Genomic DNA, 16,920 nt, shown 5'->3' with positions numbered 1-16,920 from the left:
GAGAGTTGAGCGCGACATATGACATTTTTATATTACTTCTTGTGACGCAAATCAAGGACTGAATCGGAGCGGCACAACGGAATCTGCCGCTCAAACTCAAAGTTATCTTTTGCGTCCATGGCGTGAGGGCGCCACTCTACGGCGACGTCAACAAACCTGGCTTGTATCTCGTGATGATGAAATGGAATCCCGGTTGGTTCAGCGCACCGCATTCGTACGCGACCGATCGGATCCAGGTCGTAGTGTCGGGCACCTGGTGGGTCAACAGCGGCCCTGATTTCGCACCTCAAGACGCGGTACCGGTCCCAGCTGGTGGCTTTGTCAAACGTGCCGCGCGCACGCCGCACTATGATGGCGTGCCGCGGCATGTGAAAGAGCCGGTCGTCGTCGCGGTGTTCGGGATGGGTCCGGTTGACCTGCAACTTTCGGATCCGGACAAGCCTGCATGGCGCCGGGTCTGATTGGCGCTTCGCAGGCTTGTCCGGCGGGCTCACGCACCGAGTTGCTGCTTGTTCAAGCCCGCGTCGGACAACGCGCACAGTGCGACCGCAGACCAGTCGCTCTCCGCACCGAGCCCTTTTGACCGCAACGTGAGGAATCGGTCGTGGACGAGGCTGGCAAGCGGCAGGGGGACCCCGAGCGACTCGGCGGCAGCCAGCATCAACCGGTTGTCTTTCTGACCAAGAGGCAACGCAAAGCCGGGCGGCTGGAAGCGCTGTGATGCAATCAGCGGGCCGTAGATCTTGTATGGCGCCGCGTTGAAATTTGCGCTGGTCAGCAATTCGACGAGATGCATCGGGTCAAGGCCTGCCTTGCCCGCTACCGCACACGCTTCGCCCAGCGTTTCGATGATCACGGACAGCATGAAATTGCCGATCAGCTTGACGAGGTTCGCTTGAGAAGGATCCGAGCCGACGATGCCGACCGACTGCCCAAGGCGTTCAAGGAGCGGAACGGCGACCTTGAGATGCTCATCAGCGCCCGCGGCCATGATAAAGAGCTTGCGTGCCGCCGCGGCGTCGGGTCGGCCAAAAACGGGCGCCGACACGAAGCCCAGACCTGCTTCGCGATACTTCGTTGCGTGGTCCTGTGCCGTTGCGACACTGATCGTGCTCATCGAGATGTGTACCCCGCCCGGCTTCAGCATCGTGGCGATACCCGCTTCGCCGAACGTCACGGCTGTGTGTGCGGCATCGTCAGCCACCATCGTAAACACGACGTCGGCCGACCGCGCTGCGTCCGCGGGACTGGTCGCAACCCTTGCGCCCGCTTCGCGCAACCGTTCAGCGCGTGCCGGAGTACGGTTGAAAACATGCACTTCATATCCTGACTCGATGAGGTTCGCTGCGATTGCGGCGCCCATGGAGCCAAGGCCAATAAATCCGATCTTCATTGTGACATTCCAAAGTAATGCGCCGGACGGACGCGGGCGCGCTCAGACCGCAAGTTGATAGACTTGACGGCTAACCTCAGGCGTCACGTCGCCGCGTTCGCCCAACGCCGTCATCCCGTGTTCTTCCAGTTTCGCGATCAGCGTGGCGACGGACTGGCCGTCGATCTTGTAATCACGCAGGCGGGTACCGACGGTCATTCTCTCGAAGAACACGCGGGTCGCACTGATCGCCGCATCGATGCGTTCGTCCTCGCTGCCTTCGGTAATGTTCCATACGCGCTCGGCGTACTGCAGCAACTTCGCGCGTTTCTGTTCCTTGCGCACGGTCAGCATCGCCGGAAGCACGATTGCAAGCGTTTGCGCATGATCGAGGCCATGCAGCGCGGTAATCTCGTGACCGAGCATATGCGTCGCCCAATCCTGCGGCACACCGGCGCCGATCAAGCCGTTCAGCGCCAGCGTCGCGGTCCACATCAGGTTGGCCCGCACGGCATAGTTTTTCGGCTCGGCCAGTGCTTGCGGCCCGACTTCAGTCAACGTGAGCAACAAGCCTTCGGCGAAACGGTCCTGCACCTTTGCTTCGACAGGATAGGTCAGGTATTGCTCGACGATATGCACGAACGCGTCGACCACACCGTTGGCAATTTGCCGGGCTGGCAGCGAATAGGTCGTCGTCGGATCGAGCACCGAGAAGACCGGATACGTCGCTTCACTGCGGAACGGCAACTTGTCGCCTTTCGCGCGGTGGCTGATGACACCGCCATTGTTCATTTCAGAGCCCGTAGCGGGCAGCGTCAGAACACTACCGAACGGCATCGCGTCATGCACTTCGACCTGCCGGGCCAGGATGTCCCACGGCTCGCCATTGAACTTCAGTGCGGCTGCGATGAACTTGGTGCCATCAATCACGGAGCCACCCCCGACAGCCAGAAGAAAGTCGATGTTCTGCTCGCGTGCGACAGCAACCGCTTGCATCAAGGTTTCGTAGGTGGGATTGGGTTCGATACCTTCGAATACGAACAAGGCACGCTCCCCGAGCGCCGCCTGTACTTGCGCGAGCACACCGTTGCTCTTGATACTGCCGCCGCCAGAGGTGATCAGCACGCGCGCTCCGCGCGGTACGTGGGCGTCAAGCGCAGCGATCTGGCCTTCGCCGAAAATAATGCGGGTGGGGTTATGAAACGTAAAATTTTGCATTGGATCTCTGTTCCTTACTGATTTTCAGATATCTTCAAGATGAGTCACAAAAGGTCGAATAGTTGCGTCATCGGGATTCACATACACAACATCAGTCGGTACACGACGCGGAGCGTCCACGGTAAAAAAGACCGCCGGCGACTCCAGTATTTCCGTTATTGCATGTACGGTGTTCCGCTCAAAGGTGACCAGCTGGCCCGCGGTAAGGACGCGAGGCGCCTCGTCCTCAATCGCAAAGGTGACCTTCCCGGTCAGGAGGTACAGATGCTCCTCGCACGTTTCGTGGTAATGGCGAGGTATCGGATAATAAACACGAAAAAGTCTTGAGCTCGCGGACGGTTCGTCGGTGAGGTAGGTGTCGACGATTGTGCTATCTGCCTCGTCAGGGAATTGGCTGATAACTTTTTGAAGGTCAAAGAATTTAAACAATTTGCACTCCAGATTAGGGTAGAGACAGGCAGCGGGCGAAACATGCGCCAGGACGGATCATGTCTGGCCGGTTCACTGCCAAAATCTGTTTTCTGCTCGTCCATTGCGATGTTCCCGGCTCGTAGATTCGTTGTACAAATTATCGATATTTGAATCTTGCCATGAGGTGAGCAGCGGCAAAATGCCCGCATTCGCAAATGACATTTGCAGAAATGAGGCAGCGCATCGGATGTGGGTTAGTTCATGCCGCGAGTGCGCGCTGGGGCGGCGCCACGAATTCCGGAAAACCGCGCGTCGATTATCAGCTGACGCCTTTGAGACGCAGCCTGCTGGACAAGATCTGCGGAATCTGGGATTGGGTAGAACTCCATATGACTGAAATGGAATTCGCGAAAGGGCAATTCGACCGCGGGGAAAGTCGGCCGGAGCGCTCGCGCCCGACCAACGTGTATTAGCCTGGACCGGACCTCACAGTTAGTCGGCAGCGGCGGTAGGTGATGGCAAGCGGCAGCTACCCTAGCCGCTTATGCAGCGGTAGTCTGCGTCTTGTCTGCGGTGGCGGCCCCTCGCCGGCCGATGACCAGCAGCATTGCCAGCACGCCGACCAGATCGACCGCCGCGCCGAGCACGAAGCCGCTGCTGTAACCGCCGAAGTACTGGACCGCCAGACCCATCATGGTCGGACCGACGATGCCCGAAATATTGCTTATCAGGTGAACAAAGCCGCTTACCCCGCCCAGATGCCTGCCTGGCACAAGCTCGTGCATGGTGGCCCAGCACGCTTGCGACGAAGCCGTCAGGAACAGCACGGCGGACGCTACGAGCAGTACTGCGGGTATCACGGAATCGACCACGCTAACACCGAGCAGAGCGAGACCCGATAGCGCGAGCGGCACAGTCGCTGAGAGCTTGCGCGCCAGCAGCTTGTTGCTCATGCGCTTGAAACACGCATCGGCAAGCAGGCCGCCGCCGAAGTAGCCAATCCCGCCGCATGCCCATGGCACCGCGCTCAGGATACTCATGTGCTTCATGTCCAGATGCAGCGCGTTGGTGAAATAGCTCGGCATCCACGAGATGAACACGAACAGCGTGTAGTTCACTGCGAACAGGCCAACGCCAAGTGCAAGCGTGCTCGGACGAAACAGGTAGCTGCGCAACGGTGTGCTCTCATCGCCGCCCTCTGCCGGATGCGCCGCGCTGCGGCTCGCTTCGACCATCTCGCGTTCGGCCGCGCCGACCCGCGCGCTTTGCGCCGGCTTGTCGGTCGCGAATATGCGCCATGCGACGATCCACGTCAGCCCGAGCGCCGCGATGATCACAAACGACGTGCGCCAACCGTAAGCGATGGCAATCAGCCCGACCACCGGCCCGGCGATCGCACTGCCTACCGTCTGGCCCGAAAACGTAAAGCCGACCATGGTTGCAGTCTCATGCCGGGGAAACCAGTTGGTGATGGTCCGGTTGGTCGTCGAATTCATTGGACCTTCGCCGAAGCCGAACAGCGCCCGGGAAATGAGTAGTGTGCCGAATCCGGTCGCGGCCGCGGTCAGTCCGCAGAGAATGGACCATGTCCCCATAGCCCAGGAGAAAACCCGCCGCGGTCCGTACTTGTCGGCGAGCTGGCCGCCGACGACTGCAAAGATGGAATAGCCGAAGAAGAAACTGCTGAACACCACGCCGAGTTGCGACGGGGAAAGACCCAGCTGCTTGTTGATGATAGGTGCGACCACACCGAGCGCCGCGCGGTCCATGTAATTGATCGCACCTGCAATAAACAGCAGCAAGGCGACAACGTAGCGATACTTCCCAGTCTTCATGTTGTCTCTATTCCGTGTAAGTAGGGGCGACGGATTTTGTTATCTGGCACTTCTAACGAGTGTCATGGAGGTACGACTTGTTGACAGGCCTGGCAGGAAGCGGCATGAAGAACTCAACTCATGATGCCGATCTGCCACGGCACGAATTCGTGGTCGCCTAGCCCGAGCATTTCGCTCTTCGTGTGCTCGCCCGACGCGGCTGCAAGAATAGCGTCGAAGATTTTCTGGCCCGTGCTGTGGATCGACGCAACGCCATCCAGAATCCCGCCGCAGTTCAGATCCATGTCTTCAGTGAGACGGTCGTACATCGGCGTGTTGGTGGCGAGCTTCAGCGACGGCACAGGCTTGGCGCCGAACATCGAACCACGCCCTGTGGTGAAGGCAATCAGATTCGCGCCGCCGGCGATCTGACCCGTCGCCGAGACGGGGTCGAAACCAGGCGTGTCCATGAAAACGAGTCCAGCCTGCTTCACCCGCTCGGCGTATCGATACACTTCCATCAGCGGGCCAGTGCCGCCTTTCATCGCGGATCCAATCGACTTTTCGAAGATGTTCGCGAGTCCGCCCACCTGATTGCCAGGGCTGACCTGTCCGTTGATCTGAACGTCTCGACCGACCGAATACTCGTCTTTCCACCAGCGGATCCGCGCAACCAGCTTTTCGCCGACTTCGCGGCTGACCGCGCGCCGCGTAAGCGTATGTTCTACGCCGTAGATTTCGGGTGTTTCGGAGAGGATGGCCGTGCCGCCATGACGGACCAGCAGGTCCATCGCTGCGCCGAGCGAAGGATTTGCCGTGATCGACGAAAAGCCGTCCGAGCCGCCGCACTGCAGGCCGATCTTCAGGTGGCTCGCGGAAACCGTCGTGCGCTTCACGCGATTCGCCTCGGGCAGCAGGGCCTGGACCGCAGCCACGCCGGCCTCAATGGTCCGGCGGGTGCCGCCATTCTCCTGCATGATGAATGTGTGCAGCCGCGAATCAACCTTCAGGTCTTCCTGATCCATCAGTCCGGCCAGCTGATTGCGCTCGCATCCCAGCCCGACGATCAACGCCGCGGCGAGATTGGGATGGCGCGCGTAACCCGCCATCGTTCGGCGCAGCAGCGCCATCGGCTCGCCGCTCATCTCCATGCCGCAACCGATCGAGTGAGTGAACGCAACCACGCCGTCGACGTTGGGGTAGTCCGCCAGCCGTTCCGGCGTGAACCATTCGGCGATCCGGTGTGCAACCGTGGCCGAACAATTGACTGTCGACAGCACGCCGATGTAGTTGCGCGTGGCAACCTCGCCGTTGTCCCGCACGATGCCCTGGAACGTGGCGCGCTCCGCTTCGGGCACCATCTCCACGGGCTGGTAGTCCGCGCCGAATGCGTAGTCCCGGTCGAACTCGCGGAACTCGACGTTATGGCTATGCACCATCGTGCCTGGCGCAATATCCGTCGCGGCGAAACCGATCACCACGTTGTATTTGCGAACCGGCTCGCCTTTTTTGATGGGCTTCGCTGCGATCTTGTAGCCCGCGGTCACCTGACTGCGGCAAACAAAATCTTCCGACGGAACCGGCGTACCGATTGCCACGTCGATGCGTGCAATTACCACGTTGTCGGCGGGATGCAAGCGGATCACTGGCCCGCTCACGTTTTTGCTCATCGCCTCAGTCATCAGACACTGCCTTCTAAAAAATTGCACTCAGCGGTCAGAAAGAGCGATATGAGTAATCGCTTTCTTTAAGGGCCGCTACAAACGACGCTTCGCTGCTTGATCTCCTTGGGTATCAAGCATCTTATGGCACTTCGTTTGTGAGTTCAATAGAAAGCGCTTACTTTGACGGGCAAATTTATGCCCGTGCTTTGAGAAAGTGTGTTGCGCAATACGGTGCGCCACGCGCCTCTAGCTGTTGCGAGGACGTGCGGTCGTACCGCGCACGATCAGGTCGGTCGGCACGATGTACTGCGAACTCACGGGCCGTCCTTCGATCCGCGCGAGCAGATACTCGGCGCTGCGCGCGCCGATTTCATCGGCGGCGAGCCGCATGGTGGTGAGGGGTGGTGAAGTAAAGCTGGAGAATTCAATGTCGTTGATGCCCGCGATCGACAGCTCGCCCGGCACGTCGATACCCGCCTCGCGCGCTTCCGCCAGCGCGCCGATTGCCAACAGATCGGTGCCGCAGATCACGGCCGTCGGACGCTCGGAGCCGTTCATCAGCGCCTTCATCGCCATCTGGCCTTCAATGATCTTGTGCGGCATCTCGATCAGATGCTCGTGGCGCAACTGCAGCCCGCGCGACTGTAGCGCCGCGCGCACGCCGATGATGCGATCAGCCGCACGATCGCTGTGCTGCGTCATTTGCGTAATCATGCCGAAGCGGGTGTGCCCGAGCTCGAGCAGATATTCGGCGAGGCGCCGTCCGACCGCAACGTTGTCGAAACCGACATACGGATGGTCGTGATCGACTGTCCAGCCGTTGACGAGCGGAATCTGTTCCTTTTCGATCAGTTCGTAGAGCGCGGGCGAGTGGCTGCGGCCGACGAGCATCAAGCCGGCGATGCCGTCCGCGATCAGGGCGCGCACCTGCTTGAGTTCGTCTTCCTGGTCGTAATACGAGCATCCAAGCAGCAGCGTATAGCCGGCTTCGCCGATGCGCTTTTGCAGCGCGAACACGCCGATCGCGAAGTTCTGGTTTTCCAGCGATGGGATCACCGCGCCAATCGTCTTCGACTTCTGCGATGCCAACGCACGCGCCGCCGCATGCGGCGTATAGCCAAGATCGCGCGCGATGTCGCGCACGCGGGTCTGCAGCGCGGCGGCAACCGTTGCGTTGCCGTTCAGTACGCGCGAAACCGTCGCTGTCGAAACGCCCGCTGCGCGAGCCACATCCATGACGGAAACCGCATTCGATTTGCGACGCGGCGCTCTTTTCTTAGTGTCTGTGGTCAACTTGCACCCTGCCCGGAGTCGAGGCGCACATCGCGCCATCCCTGTGCCGCATTCTATAACGTGCAGCAGCCAGCAATGACGATAACCGGGTCAGAGTACCGGGCTAGTCGATCCGCTCCGGATCGCCGTCGAACTCGACGAGACAGCCAAAGCCGCCGTGAAAGAGCGCCTCGCGCGCGTCTTCGGTTTGCCCTGTTGCCGCGATCCGGGCGGCCTGCAGTTCGGCGTCGTCCTCAGGTGCATAGCCGAGCTTGCGCACGTTCGCGTTGTCCCAGCGGTTACGCGCATTGCCCGATACGCCGTACACGATCACGAAGTGGTAGTCGGCGTAATCGATACAGCGCTTCGTCAGTTGCACCATGTCGCGATGGCTGACCCACGTGAAGAGGTGACGCGGTGCCGTCGGCGTGTTGTCCGGGCGAAACGAGCCGATCCGTATGCATGCAACCGACATGCCGTGCTTGTCCGCGTACATGCGTCCGAGCGCTTCGCCGAACACCTTCGATACGCCATAGCGGCTGTCCGGCCGCGGCGCGACCGCATCGTCGATCATCCGGTCGCGCCGGTGAAAGCCCACTGCATGATTCGAGCTCGCGAACACCACGCGCTTGACGCCAGCCTGCCGCGCGGCCTCGAAGACGTTGTAGCAACCTTCGATGTTCATGTCGCGGATCTTTTCCCAACTGTCCTCGTCGGGAATGCCGGCCAGATGCACGACCACGTCGACACCCTGCATCACCGGCAACAGATCCTCTAGCCGCGTGATGTCGGCCGTGACGATTTCTTCGCCCTCGCCTGCCTCAGCTTGCGGGGCGATGTCCGCGAGACGCAACTGATATTGGCCACGCAAGCCGGCACGCAAAACCCGGCCAATATGGCCCGCCGCGCCGGTAATCAAAACCCGTTTCATTCGATGTCTCCATTCGGTGTCGATAAGTCAAACGCCGCGGCCGCGGCCGAGCGCTGGTGATACGCGTTGAGATAGGCGTCGCGAGACGGCACGAGATGCGCGCGGCACAGCGCGATCAGCCCATCGCGATCGCCGCGCCGCAAGGCGTCGATCATCTGGTGATGTTCGGCGCGCGCCTTCTCCAGGAAGAGCGGAAATACGATCGATACGGAGCGGATCGCGTGCGTGCGCCGCTCATATTCATGAATCGCATCGACAAGCACCTGGTTGCCCGATAACGCGAAAAACGCCCGATGGAACGCCATGTTGACGCGGAACACGCGGCGCAGATCGCCTGCCTGCGCGGCGGCGTCATGTTGCGCCTGCAACGTTTCCAGTTCGGCGAGCTTCGCGGCGTCGACGGGGAAAACAATGCGGCTCGCCGCGTCGGTCTCCAGCAGCTCACGCAACGCATACAACTGCGTCACTTCGCTTGCAGTGAACGACTTGACCAGCGCGCCGACATGCCTGCGACGTTCGATCAGGCCACGGCGCTCCACTTCGCCCAGCACCTGGCGCGCCACATGGCGCTTCAGATTGAAGCGCTCGCACAGGTCGTCTTCAACGAGACGTTCGCGCGGATGCAGCAGGCCGAGCACGATCTCCTCTTCGAGCTGGTCCGCGACACGGCGTATCGTTTCGTCGGTGTTACGGTCGCGCAGCACCGGTGCGATTGCACTGGGGCGCCGTTGCGCTGCTCCGTTGCCGATCGGGCCGCCTGAAGTCACAGCTTGTTTCCAGGCACCGTGGCCACGGTCTGCGGCGCCTTCAGAAAGTCGAAGTCGCACCCCTCGTCGGCCTGCGTGATCGTGGTCAGAAACAGCTTTCGATAACCGCGCATGTTCGGTTCGGCTACGCGCGGCGGCAGCGCCGCCAGACGTGTGGCGATTTCCTCGTCGCTCACCAGCAGTTCAACCGAGCGCTGCGCCACGCTCAGGCGAATCCGGTCACCCGTACGCACGATCGCGAGCGGACCGCCAATCGCCGACTCCGGCGTCACGTGCAGCACGATGGTGCCCGCCGCGGTGCCGCTCATGCGGCCATCGGAGATGCGCACCATGTCTTTCACACCAAGCCTTCCGAGCTTGCGCGGAATCGGGATGTAGCCCGCTTCCGGCATGCCGGGTGCCCCGACCGGCCCGATCTGCTTGAGCACGAGCACGTCGTGCGCTTCTACGTCCAGTTCGGGATCGTCGATGCGCAACGCGAGGTCCTCGGCATTCTCGAACACCACGGCGCGGCCTTCGTGTTCCATCAAGTCCGGATTCGCTGCGGACTGCTTGATAATCGCGCCGCCCGGCGCCAGATTGCCGTGCAATACGGCGATGCCGCCTTGCGGAAAGATCGGCTTGCTAAACGGCCGCACGACGTCCTGCGCGAAGCTGGCAGGCGCCGCGTCGAGCTCTTCGCCGAGTGTGCGGCCCGTGACGGTCAAGGCGTCGAGATGCAGCAGGTCCTTCATTTCGCGCATGACGGTAGTGAGTCCGCCCGCGCGATGCAGGTCCTCCATATAGTGCTGCCCCGACGGTTTCAGATCGACCAGTACCGGGGTCTCGCGTGCCATCAGGTCGAGCGCGTCGAGATCGATCTTGATGCCCAGACGCCCGGCGATCGCAGTCAGGTGGATGATGCCGTTGGTCGAACCGCCGATGGCCAGCAACACGCGCAACGCGTTTTCGATTGCTTTCGGCGTGAGGATTTTCGCAGGCGTGAGATTCGCGCCGATCATCGCGACAGCCTGAGCGCCGGTGCGCTCCGCAATGCGGATGCGGTCGGCGCTGACCGCCGGCGGCGAGGCGCCGCCCGGCAACATGATGCCCATCGCCTCCGCAATGCAGGCCATCGTGCTGGCGGTACCCATCACCGAGCAGGTGCCAACCGTCGCCACCAGCTGGTTGTTGACCGCATCGATTTCGTCCGCGTCGATCTGGTCGCCGCGGAAGCTCGCCCAGAAGCGGCGACAGTCGGTACAGGCACCCACTCGCTCGCCACGGTGCGAGCCAGTCAGCATCGCGCCTGTTACGAGCTGGATGGCGGGAACACCGGCGACAGCGGCGCCCATCAGTTGCGCGGGCACCGTCTTGTCGCAGCCGCCAATCAGGACGACCGCATCCATCGGCTGCGCGCGGATCATCTCCTCGGTGTCCATGGACATGAGGTTGCGCAGATACATGCTGGTCGGATGCGAGAAGCTTTCCGCGATCGAAATAGTGGGGAATTCGACCGGCAAGCCCCCCGCCAGCATCACGCCCCGCTTGATGGCCTCGACCAGTTGCGGCGCGTTGCCGTGACACGGGTTGTAGGCGCTGCCGGTGTTAGCAATGGCGACGATGGGCCGCGCCAACGCGTCGTCGGTGTAGCCCGCGCCCTTGATGAACGCCTTGCGCAGGAACAGCGAAAAGCCCGCGTCCCCGTAATTGGTCAGCCCCTTGCGCAAACCACGCGGCGAATCGTCGCCCGGCGTATCGTCGCCCGGCGATTCGTCGCGCGGCTGGTCTTCATCGAGCTTGTCTGCCATCACCATGTCCCTCAATCAAATTATCGATAATCTTGACGATGATTCTAACGAGACTTATAGTGATCCGCAAGTAAGCGCTTTCTCAAAGTTGAACATTTTTTGGGCTGCGCGCTCCTTTCTCTTTTTAAACCGGATGTCCCGATGAAAAAAAGTGTCGTTGCCTACCGCAAGCTGCCTGCCGCAGCCCTGCGCATCCTCGAAGCTCAATACGACGTGACCTGCGCCGACGCCGATACCCAGCGCGACGCGTTCCTCGCAGCGCTCGCGAACGCACACGGCACGATCGGCAACAAGCTCAAGCTGACCGCCGAATTTCTCGACGCTGCGCCCAAACTTGAAGTGGTGTCGACCGTCTCTGCCGGCTACGACGACTTCGACGTTGCGGACCTCACGCGCCGCGGCATCGTTCTGTGCAACACCCCGGACGAAGTCACCGAGACGACGGCCGATCTGATGTTCGCGTTGATCCTCGCCACTGCGCGCCGCATCGCCGAGCTTGATGCCTCGACCCGCCGCGGTGAATGGCAGAACTCGTCGGGGCCTGCGCAATTCGGCGTCGACGTGCACCACAAGACGCTCGGCATCATCGGCCTCGGCCGCATTGGCGCCGCGGTGGCCCGGCGCGCGGCGCACGGCTTCGGGATGAACGTGCTCTATGCGAACCGCTCGCGCAATGTGGCCGCGGAGGAAGCGTTCGGTGCGAAATGGTGTCCGTTGCCCACGCTGCTCGCCGAAGCGGACTTCGTGTGCGTGCTGGTGCCGCTTTCCACCGCGACCGAGAAGCTGATCGGCGCGGCCGAATTGCGTTTGATGAAGTCGAGCGCGATTCTCGTCAACTGCGCGCGTGGCCAGGTGGTCGACGAAGCGGCGCTGACCGACGCGCTGCGCGAGGGCCGCATTCTCGGCGCGGGGCTCGATGTGTTCGAACGCGAGCCGCTGCCCGCCGATTCGCCGCTATGCGCGCTGCCGAATGTGGTGCTCGTGCCGCATATCGGCTCGGCCACAGCCCAGACACGCGAAGCCATGGCGCGCCGCGCTGCGCAGAATCTGGCCGAAGCGCTCGAAGGACGCCTCACGGCGACGTGTGTCAATCCGTCTGCAGTCGATGCCCGTACTCTGCTGCATACGCCGGGGGACTGACGAGCCGCCGCAGGGCGGCCACGTTGCGAGGTTCATCTTCGTCAGCAAGCGGCACGCTTCGCTCACAGCCGAAGCGCGCAAAGGAACCACGCGCTCACCTCGCTGGCTCAATTCGGCGAATGAGCGGCCACCGCCGCACTGACCTGCGGCCGACTGCGAATGAAAACCAGCATCGCAAGCACACCCGCAAAGTCGATCAGTGCTCCGAACATAAACGCGCTGTGATAGCCACCAAAGTACTGGATCAACATTCCCGTCAACGCCGGCCCGATGATCCCCGACAGGTTGCTCAAAAAGTGAATGAAGCCGCCCACGCCGCCCTGACGATGCAGCGGCAGAATCTCGTGCTGGATCGCCCAGATCGACTGGCACGATCCGGTCAGGAACAGCAGCGCCGCGGCAATCAGCGCGACCGCCGCCGTCAACGACCCGGCCGAGGTAATGCTCAGCACCGCGACGCCCGATAACGCCAGCGGAATCGTGGCGACCAGCTTGCGCGCCTTGATCGGGTCGTCCATGCGCTTATAGACGATGTCGCCAATCACGCCGCCGCCGAAATAGCCAATCGCTCCGCAGATCCACGGAATCGACGTGATGATGCTCATCGACTTCAGATCGAGATGCATCACGTTGGTCAGATAGCTCGGCAGCCACGAGATGAAAACGTACTGCGTGTAGTTCACTGCGAAGAGACCCGCGCCCAGAGCCAGCGTGCTCGGACGGCGCAGATACGCGCCGAGCGTCATGCCGTCGTCTTCGACATTACGCGCTTCCGCAATCGCACGGCTATCGTTGATCAGTTTCGCTTCGCCCTCGCCGACGCGGCGGCTCTCGCTGGGTTTGTTGGTGACGAACAGACGCCATAACACCAGCCAAAGGAAGCCCAATACCGCGATCACGATAAACGACGCACGCCAACCGAAGCCGATGGCGATCAGTCCCACCACCGGTCCTGCGATCGCGTTGCCGAGCGTCTGACCGGAGAAAGTGAAGCCGATCATCGTCGCGGTTTCATGACGGGGAAACCAGTTCGAGATCGTGCGGTTGGTGTTGGAGCTCATGGGCCCTTCGCCGATGCCGAAGAACACCCGATACACCAGCAGCGAGACAAAGCCGGTCGCGCTCGCGGTCAGTCCGCAAAACAGCGACCAGAATCCCATGGCCCACGTGAAGACGCGCAGCGTGCCGAACTTGTCCGCGAAATAGCCGCCCAGGAACGAGAAGATCGAATAGCCGACGAAGAAGCTGCTGAAGATGACGCCAAGTTGCGACGGCGAGAGCACAAGCGTCTTGCTGACTATCGGCGCGACGATGCCGAGTGCCGCGCGATCCATGTAGTTGATCGCACCGGCCATGAAGAGCAGCCCGGCGACCACATACCGATACTTTCCCGTGTCCATATGTCTCCAATCATGTAATCGCTTTCTTTTGACGTACGAATCGCGCCAGCAGTCAATCGAAAGCATTGAATATGCAGGCACTTTAGTAGAAGCGAGAGTGGAAGACAAGAGAAAGCGCTTACTCGTTTTACCGTATACTGTGCCTTCGTCGGGTATCCACCTACCCTCAACACGGAGACAAACCCATGTGGCAGCAGGCTGAGCGCTATCCCGATCCACGCGTCATTTCGCTCGATCCGTCCTTTGATCAATACCGCGTCGCGTTCTCCGCGGTCGAGCGCCTCGCTACCGGCTACCGCTGGACCGAGGGTCCGGTGTGGTTCGGCGATGGACGCTATCTGTTATGGAGCGACATCCCGAACAATCAGATGCTGAAATGGGAGGAAGAGACCGGCGTAGTCAGCGTGTTTCGCAAGCCGTCGAACTTCGCCAACGGCAATACGCGCGACCGGCAGGGTCGCCTCGTCACCTGCGAACATGGCCGCCGTGTGACACGCACCGAATATGACGGCAGCATTACCGTGCTGATGGATTCGTTCGAGGGAAAACGCCTGAACTCGCCGAATGACCTGGTGGTCAAGTCGGACGGCTCGATCTGGTTCACGGACCCGCCAATGGGTATCGCGGGTCACTATGAGGGTATCAAGGCCGAGCAGGAATTACCGCACTCGGTGTACCGGATCGACGGTGTCACGGGAGAAGCTTCCGTTGTGACGCGTGATCTGAAGGGGCCTAACGGTTTGTGTTTTTCACCGGACGAACGGTTGCTGTACATCATCGAATCGCGCGCCGTGCCTGAACGCCTGATCCACGTCTACGAGATGGAGCCTGATGGGCGAAGGATTGGTAAGGGACGCGTGTTCTTCAATGCGGGGCCAGGTACGATCGACGGCATGCGCGCCGATATCGACGGCAACCTTTGGTGCGGCTGGGGCATGGGCAGCGACGAACTGGACGGCGTGGTGATCATCTCGCCAGCCGGCAAGCCGATTGGCCGCATCGCGCTGCCCGAGCGTTGTGCGAACCTGTGTTTTGGCGGCCGCGCCCGCAACCGCCTGTTCATGGCTTCGTCACAGTCCATTTACGCGGTCCACGTGAACACCCAGGGCGCCGTGGGCGGTTAAGGTGTCTACGTGAGGTGACGGCGGGGGCCGCGCCGCGAGGGTCCGGTCCGCCGTCTTCTCTTTAAGTACGCACCGCTTCGGGCTCTTGCCGTTTTCTATGTTCGTGACGAATATCGGTGCCGCGAACCACATACACGACGGATTCAGCGATGTTGGTGGCATGGTCGCCAATCCGTTCGATCGCCTTTGCGATAGACAAATAGTCCAACGCCGTCGTGATAGTCCGGGGGTTTTCCGTCATCGATGTCACGAGCTTGCGCACAAAGGCCCTGAACTCGTTATCGATCGCCTCGTCATCCAGGATGATCTGTTCCGCGGCAGCCGTATCCATGCGCGCAAACGCGTCCAGCGCGCGGCGCAGCACGTCCGCAGCCATGGCGCCCGAGACCTTGATCTCAGCGATATTGACATCCTGCGCACTGACTCGCGGCGCAATGCGGCGGATTCGCTTGGCGATCTTGCGCGCCTCGTCGCCCGCACGCTCGAGATTGGTGACGCATTTCGAAGCCGCCATCAGCAGACGCAGATCGCGAGCGGCCGGTTGTCGACGAGCGATGACATTGCAGATTTCTTCGTCGAGTTCGATTTCCATCGTATTCAGACGGCGCTCGCCTTCGAGGACGAGATCGACAAAGTCGAGCTCGAAGGTATCCAGGGCCTGCATCGCAAGCGCGATCTGCGACTCCACCAACCCGCCCATGGCGAGCAGACGTGTGGAGAGCAGTGTGAGATCGGCGTCAAACTGGCTCGAGAGATGTTTATCCGGCATATATGCTCCTCAGCCAATGGGGGCCGTTGACGTGTTTCAAAAACAGTATATACCGTATTATCTCTGCGCCAAATCTTACCTGTACAAGTATTCGAGCGAGTGTGGTAACTACGCAGCAGGTTGCGCAAACAGCTCCGCGATATAGCCCGCAGCCTTGATGCCCGTCCCCGTCAACAGGACGACCGTGCGCTCGTTTGCCTTGATCGTGCCGCGCCGGCTCAACTCGTCGAGTGCGGCGGCGGCGTGCGCGCAGGTCGGCTCAACAAAGACGCCCTGTCGCGCCAGCTTTTTAAGCGCCGCGACAATGTCGTCTTCGGAAACGGCTACCGTCGAGCCACCGCTGTCCCGTAGCGCGGTAATCATTTCTCGCAGGCGAAGCGGGTGCGCAATTGCCGTGCCTTCGGCGACGGTCTTCAGGACCGGCCGGGCTACAGGCGTATCGACGCCCGCCTGGAACGACGCATCGAGCGGCGAGCAGTTCAGCGGCTGCGAAGCAAAGAGGCGTGGCAGCTTTTTGATCTGTCCTGCAGCAAGAAGCTCTTTGAAACCAATGTCACACCCCAGCAGGTTGCTTCCCGCTCCCACCGGAATGATGATGTTGTCCGGCGCCTCGAAGTTGAGGTCTTCCCACAGCTCGTATGCGATGGACTTGGTGCCCTGCAGAAAGAACGGCTGCCAGTTATGGCTGGAGTAGAAAATCTCGGCAGATTGTCGAATCGCCTCCGCTTGCGACTCTTCACGCGGTCCCTCAACCAGTTGGATCTCTGCGCCGTATGCCCGAACCTGAGCCACCTTCGCTGGAGACGTATAGGCTGGCGCAAGGATCTTCACGCGCATTCCCGCTGCTGCACCGAATGCGGCAACTGATGCGCCGCCGTTGCCCGAGCTGTCTTCGAGCACAGCGTTCACGCCAATCTGGCGCAGGAACGACAGCATGACCGCAGTGCCGCGATCCTTGAAGCTGCATGTCGGATTGAACCACTCCAGCTTGAAAAACGGGCGGTGCTCGTTCCAATCCTTCTGCACCAGCGGCGTACATCCCTCCCCCATCGAAACCGGCTGAGCGATATCGACCGGCAGCGCAGCGCGGTAGCGCCATAGCGAACGATTGCTCCGGTCGATGTCCTCACGTCCGATGCCTGGCTGCGGCGTGATGAGAAGCGGTGTCTGGTTATCCGAGCACCAGCGCGGTTGCTCGAACGGATAGAACGCTCCCGTGAGCGGGTCGATGTACTGAGCTGTCGACAT

16 protein-coding genes are annotated in these 16,920 nt (G+C 61.1%); 4 read left to right on the top strand and 12 right to left on the bottom strand.

Going from position 1 to position 16,920, the window contains the following annotated elements:
* Positions 1–170 precede the first annotated feature (170 nt).
* Complete coding sequence (locus M0954_RS24495; RefSeq protein ID WP_297355977.1) at positions 171–461, top strand: hypothetical protein; 291 nt, start codon at positions 171–173, stop codon at positions 459–461.
* A gap of 29 nt (positions 462–490) precedes the next feature.
* Here M0954_RS24495 and M0954_RS24490 read toward each other — a convergent pair whose 3' ends face one another.
* From M0954_RS24490 to M0954_RS24480, 3 genes are read right to left on the bottom strand one after another with little or no spacing between them, the layout of a single operon-like run.
* Positions 491–1,393, bottom strand: a complete 903-nt coding sequence (locus M0954_RS24490; RefSeq protein ID WP_297355975.1) for an NAD(P)-dependent oxidoreductase — start codon at positions 1,391–1,393, stop codon at positions 491–493.
* 42 nt (positions 1,394–1,435) lie between these two features.
* Positions 1,436–2,590 carry an alcohol dehydrogenase gene (gene yqhD / locus M0954_RS24485; protein ID WP_297355973.1) on the bottom strand — a complete coding sequence of 385 codons (1,155 nt, stop codon included), beginning with the start codon at positions 2,588–2,590 and terminating at the stop codon, positions 1,436–1,438.
* A gap of 24 nt (positions 2,591–2,614) precedes the next feature.
* Positions 2,615–3,019: a cupin domain-containing protein gene (locus tag M0954_RS24480; protein ID WP_122156376.1), complete on the bottom strand. Its 405-nt coding sequence runs from the start codon at positions 3,017–3,019 to the stop codon at positions 2,615–2,617.
* A gap of 197 nt (positions 3,020–3,216) precedes the next feature.
* Here M0954_RS24480 and M0954_RS24475 point away from each other — a divergent pair, with 197 nt between their 5' ends.
* Entirely contained in the window at positions 3,217–3,474 is a 258-nt protein-coding gene (locus M0954_RS24475) for a hypothetical protein (protein ID WP_297355971.1), read from the top strand.
* A 69-nt stretch (positions 3,475–3,543) separates the two neighbouring features.
* On the opposite strand, the gene M0954_RS24470 is transcribed toward M0954_RS24475, so the two are convergent.
* The 6 genes from M0954_RS24470 to M0954_RS24445 form a co-directional block, all read right to left on the bottom strand.
* Positions 3,544–4,836: an MFS transporter gene (locus M0954_RS24470; RefSeq protein ID WP_297355969.1), complete on the bottom strand. Its 1,293-nt coding sequence runs from the start codon at positions 4,834–4,836 to the stop codon at positions 3,544–3,546.
* Positions 4,837–4,949: 113 nt separating this feature from the next.
* On the bottom strand, positions 4,950–6,485 hold the full coding sequence (locus M0954_RS24465) for a UxaA family hydrolase (protein ID WP_297355967.1): 1,536 nt from the start codon (positions 6,483–6,485) through the stop codon (positions 4,950–4,952).
* Between the two features lie 240 nt (positions 6,486–6,725).
* Positions 6,726–7,715: a LacI family DNA-binding transcriptional regulator gene (locus M0954_RS24460; RefSeq protein WP_122156379.1), complete on the bottom strand. Its 990-nt coding sequence runs from the start codon at positions 7,713–7,715 to the stop codon at positions 6,726–6,728.
* A 160-nt stretch (positions 7,716–7,875) separates the two neighbouring features.
* A complete protein-coding gene (locus M0954_RS24455; RefSeq protein ID WP_297355965.1) occupies positions 7,876–8,682 on the bottom strand; it encodes an NAD(P)-dependent oxidoreductase in 807 nt (268 codons plus the stop codon).
* Positions 8,679–9,449 carry a GntR family transcriptional regulator gene (locus M0954_RS24450; protein ID WP_367279532.1) on the bottom strand — a complete coding sequence of 257 codons (771 nt, stop codon included), beginning with the start codon at positions 9,447–9,449 and terminating at the stop codon, positions 8,679–8,681. Before M0954_RS24450 ends, M0954_RS24455 begins: the two co-directional genes overlap by 4 nt.
* The gene (locus tag M0954_RS24445; protein ID WP_297355963.1) at positions 9,446–11,239 is read right to left on the bottom strand and encodes an IlvD/Edd family dehydratase; all 1,794 of its coding nucleotides are present in this window, start codon (positions 11,237–11,239) and stop codon (positions 9,446–9,448) included. Before M0954_RS24445 ends, M0954_RS24450 begins: the two co-directional genes overlap by 4 nt.
* A 141-nt stretch (positions 11,240–11,380) precedes the next feature.
* Between M0954_RS24445 and M0954_RS24440 the strand changes: the two genes are divergently transcribed.
* The gene (locus M0954_RS24440) at positions 11,381–12,379 is read left to right on the top strand and encodes a D-glycerate dehydrogenase (RefSeq protein WP_133894553.1); all 999 of its coding nucleotides are present in this window, start codon (positions 11,381–11,383) and stop codon (positions 12,377–12,379) included.
* Positions 12,380–12,486: 107 nt separating this feature from the next.
* Here the strand turns inward: M0954_RS24440 and M0954_RS24435 are convergent, their stop codons facing one another.
* Positions 12,487–13,779, bottom strand: coding sequence for an MFS transporter (locus tag M0954_RS24435; RefSeq protein ID WP_133894552.1), 1,293 nt, complete (start codon positions 13,777–13,779; stop codon positions 12,487–12,489).
* 185 nt (positions 13,780–13,964) lie between these two features.
* Between M0954_RS24435 and M0954_RS24430 the strand changes: the two genes are divergently transcribed.
* Positions 13,965–14,903: an SMP-30/gluconolactonase/LRE family protein gene (locus M0954_RS24430; protein WP_297355961.1), complete on the top strand. Its 939-nt coding sequence runs from the start codon at positions 13,965–13,967 to the stop codon at positions 14,901–14,903.
* A gap of 61 nt (positions 14,904–14,964) precedes the next feature.
* Here M0954_RS24430 and phoU read toward each other — a convergent pair whose 3' ends face one another.
* Together phoU and M0954_RS24420 are read right to left on the bottom strand one after the other, a co-directional pair.
* Positions 14,965–15,672, bottom strand: a complete 708-nt coding sequence (gene phoU / locus M0954_RS24425; protein WP_122156384.1) for a phosphate signaling complex protein PhoU — start codon at positions 15,670–15,672, stop codon at positions 14,965–14,967.
* Positions 15,673–15,780: 108 nt separating this feature from the next.
* Positions 15,781–16,920: a pyridoxal-phosphate dependent enzyme gene (locus M0954_RS24420; protein WP_122156385.1), complete on the bottom strand. Its 1,140-nt coding sequence runs from the start codon at positions 16,918–16,920 to the stop codon at positions 15,781–15,783.

This window comes from Paraburkholderia sp., from assembly GCF_026225065.1.
In the GTDB taxonomy this organism is placed as follows: domain Bacteria; phylum Pseudomonadota; class Gammaproteobacteria; order Burkholderiales; family Burkholderiaceae; genus Paraburkholderia.
Note: the sequence above shows the minus strand (reverse complement) of the source record. Positions and strands in the feature narration are given on the sequence as shown.

What these genes read in the sequence shown, in the direction of transcription:
- M0954_RS24445 (WP_297355963.1), bottom strand. Translation starts at nt 11,239, where the DNA reads ATGGCAGACAAGCTCGATGAAGACCAGCCGCGCGACGAATCGCCGGGC.
- M0954_RS24475 (WP_297355971.1), top strand. Translation starts at nt 3,217, where the DNA reads ATGACATTTGCAGAAATGAGGCAGCGCATCGGATGTGGGTTAGTTCAT.
- M0954_RS24465 (WP_297355967.1), bottom strand. Translation starts at nt 6,485, where the DNA reads ATGAGCAAAAACGTGAGCGGGCCAGTGATCCGCTTGCATCCCGCCGAC.
- M0954_RS24470 (WP_297355969.1), bottom strand. Translation starts at nt 4,836, where the DNA reads ATGAAGACTGGGAAGTATCGCTACGTTGTCGCCTTGCTGCTGTTTATT.
- yqhD (WP_297355973.1), bottom strand. Translation starts at nt 2,590, where the DNA reads ATGCAAAATTTTACGTTTCATAACCCCACCCGCATTATTTTCGGCGAA.
- M0954_RS24440 (WP_133894553.1), top strand. Translation starts at nt 11,381, where the DNA reads ATGAAAAAAAGTGTCGTTGCCTACCGCAAGCTGCCTGCCGCAGCCCTG.
- M0954_RS24435 (WP_133894552.1), bottom strand. Translation starts at nt 13,779, where the DNA reads ATGGACACGGGAAAGTATCGGTATGTGGTCGCCGGGCTGCTCTTCATG.
- M0954_RS24430 (WP_297355961.1), top strand. Translation starts at nt 13,965, where the DNA reads ATGTGGCAGCAGGCTGAGCGCTATCCCGATCCACGCGTCATTTCGCTC.
- M0954_RS24460 (WP_122156379.1), bottom strand. Translation starts at nt 7,715, where the DNA reads ATGGATGTGGCTCGCGCAGCGGGCGTTTCGACAGCGACGGTTTCGCGC.
- M0954_RS24490 (WP_297355975.1), bottom strand. Translation starts at nt 1,393, where the DNA reads ATGAAGATCGGATTTATTGGCCTTGGCTCCATGGGCGCCGCAATCGCA.
- M0954_RS24455 (WP_297355965.1), bottom strand. Translation starts at nt 8,682, where the DNA reads ATGAAACGGGTTTTGATTACCGGCGCGGCGGGCCATATTGGCCGGGTT.
- phoU (WP_122156384.1), bottom strand. Translation starts at nt 15,672, where the DNA reads ATGCCGGATAAACATCTCTCGAGCCAGTTTGACGCCGATCTCACACTG.
- M0954_RS24420 (WP_122156385.1), bottom strand. Translation starts at nt 16,920, where the DNA reads ATGTCGACAGCTCAGTACATCGACCCGCTCACGGGAGCGTTCTATCCG.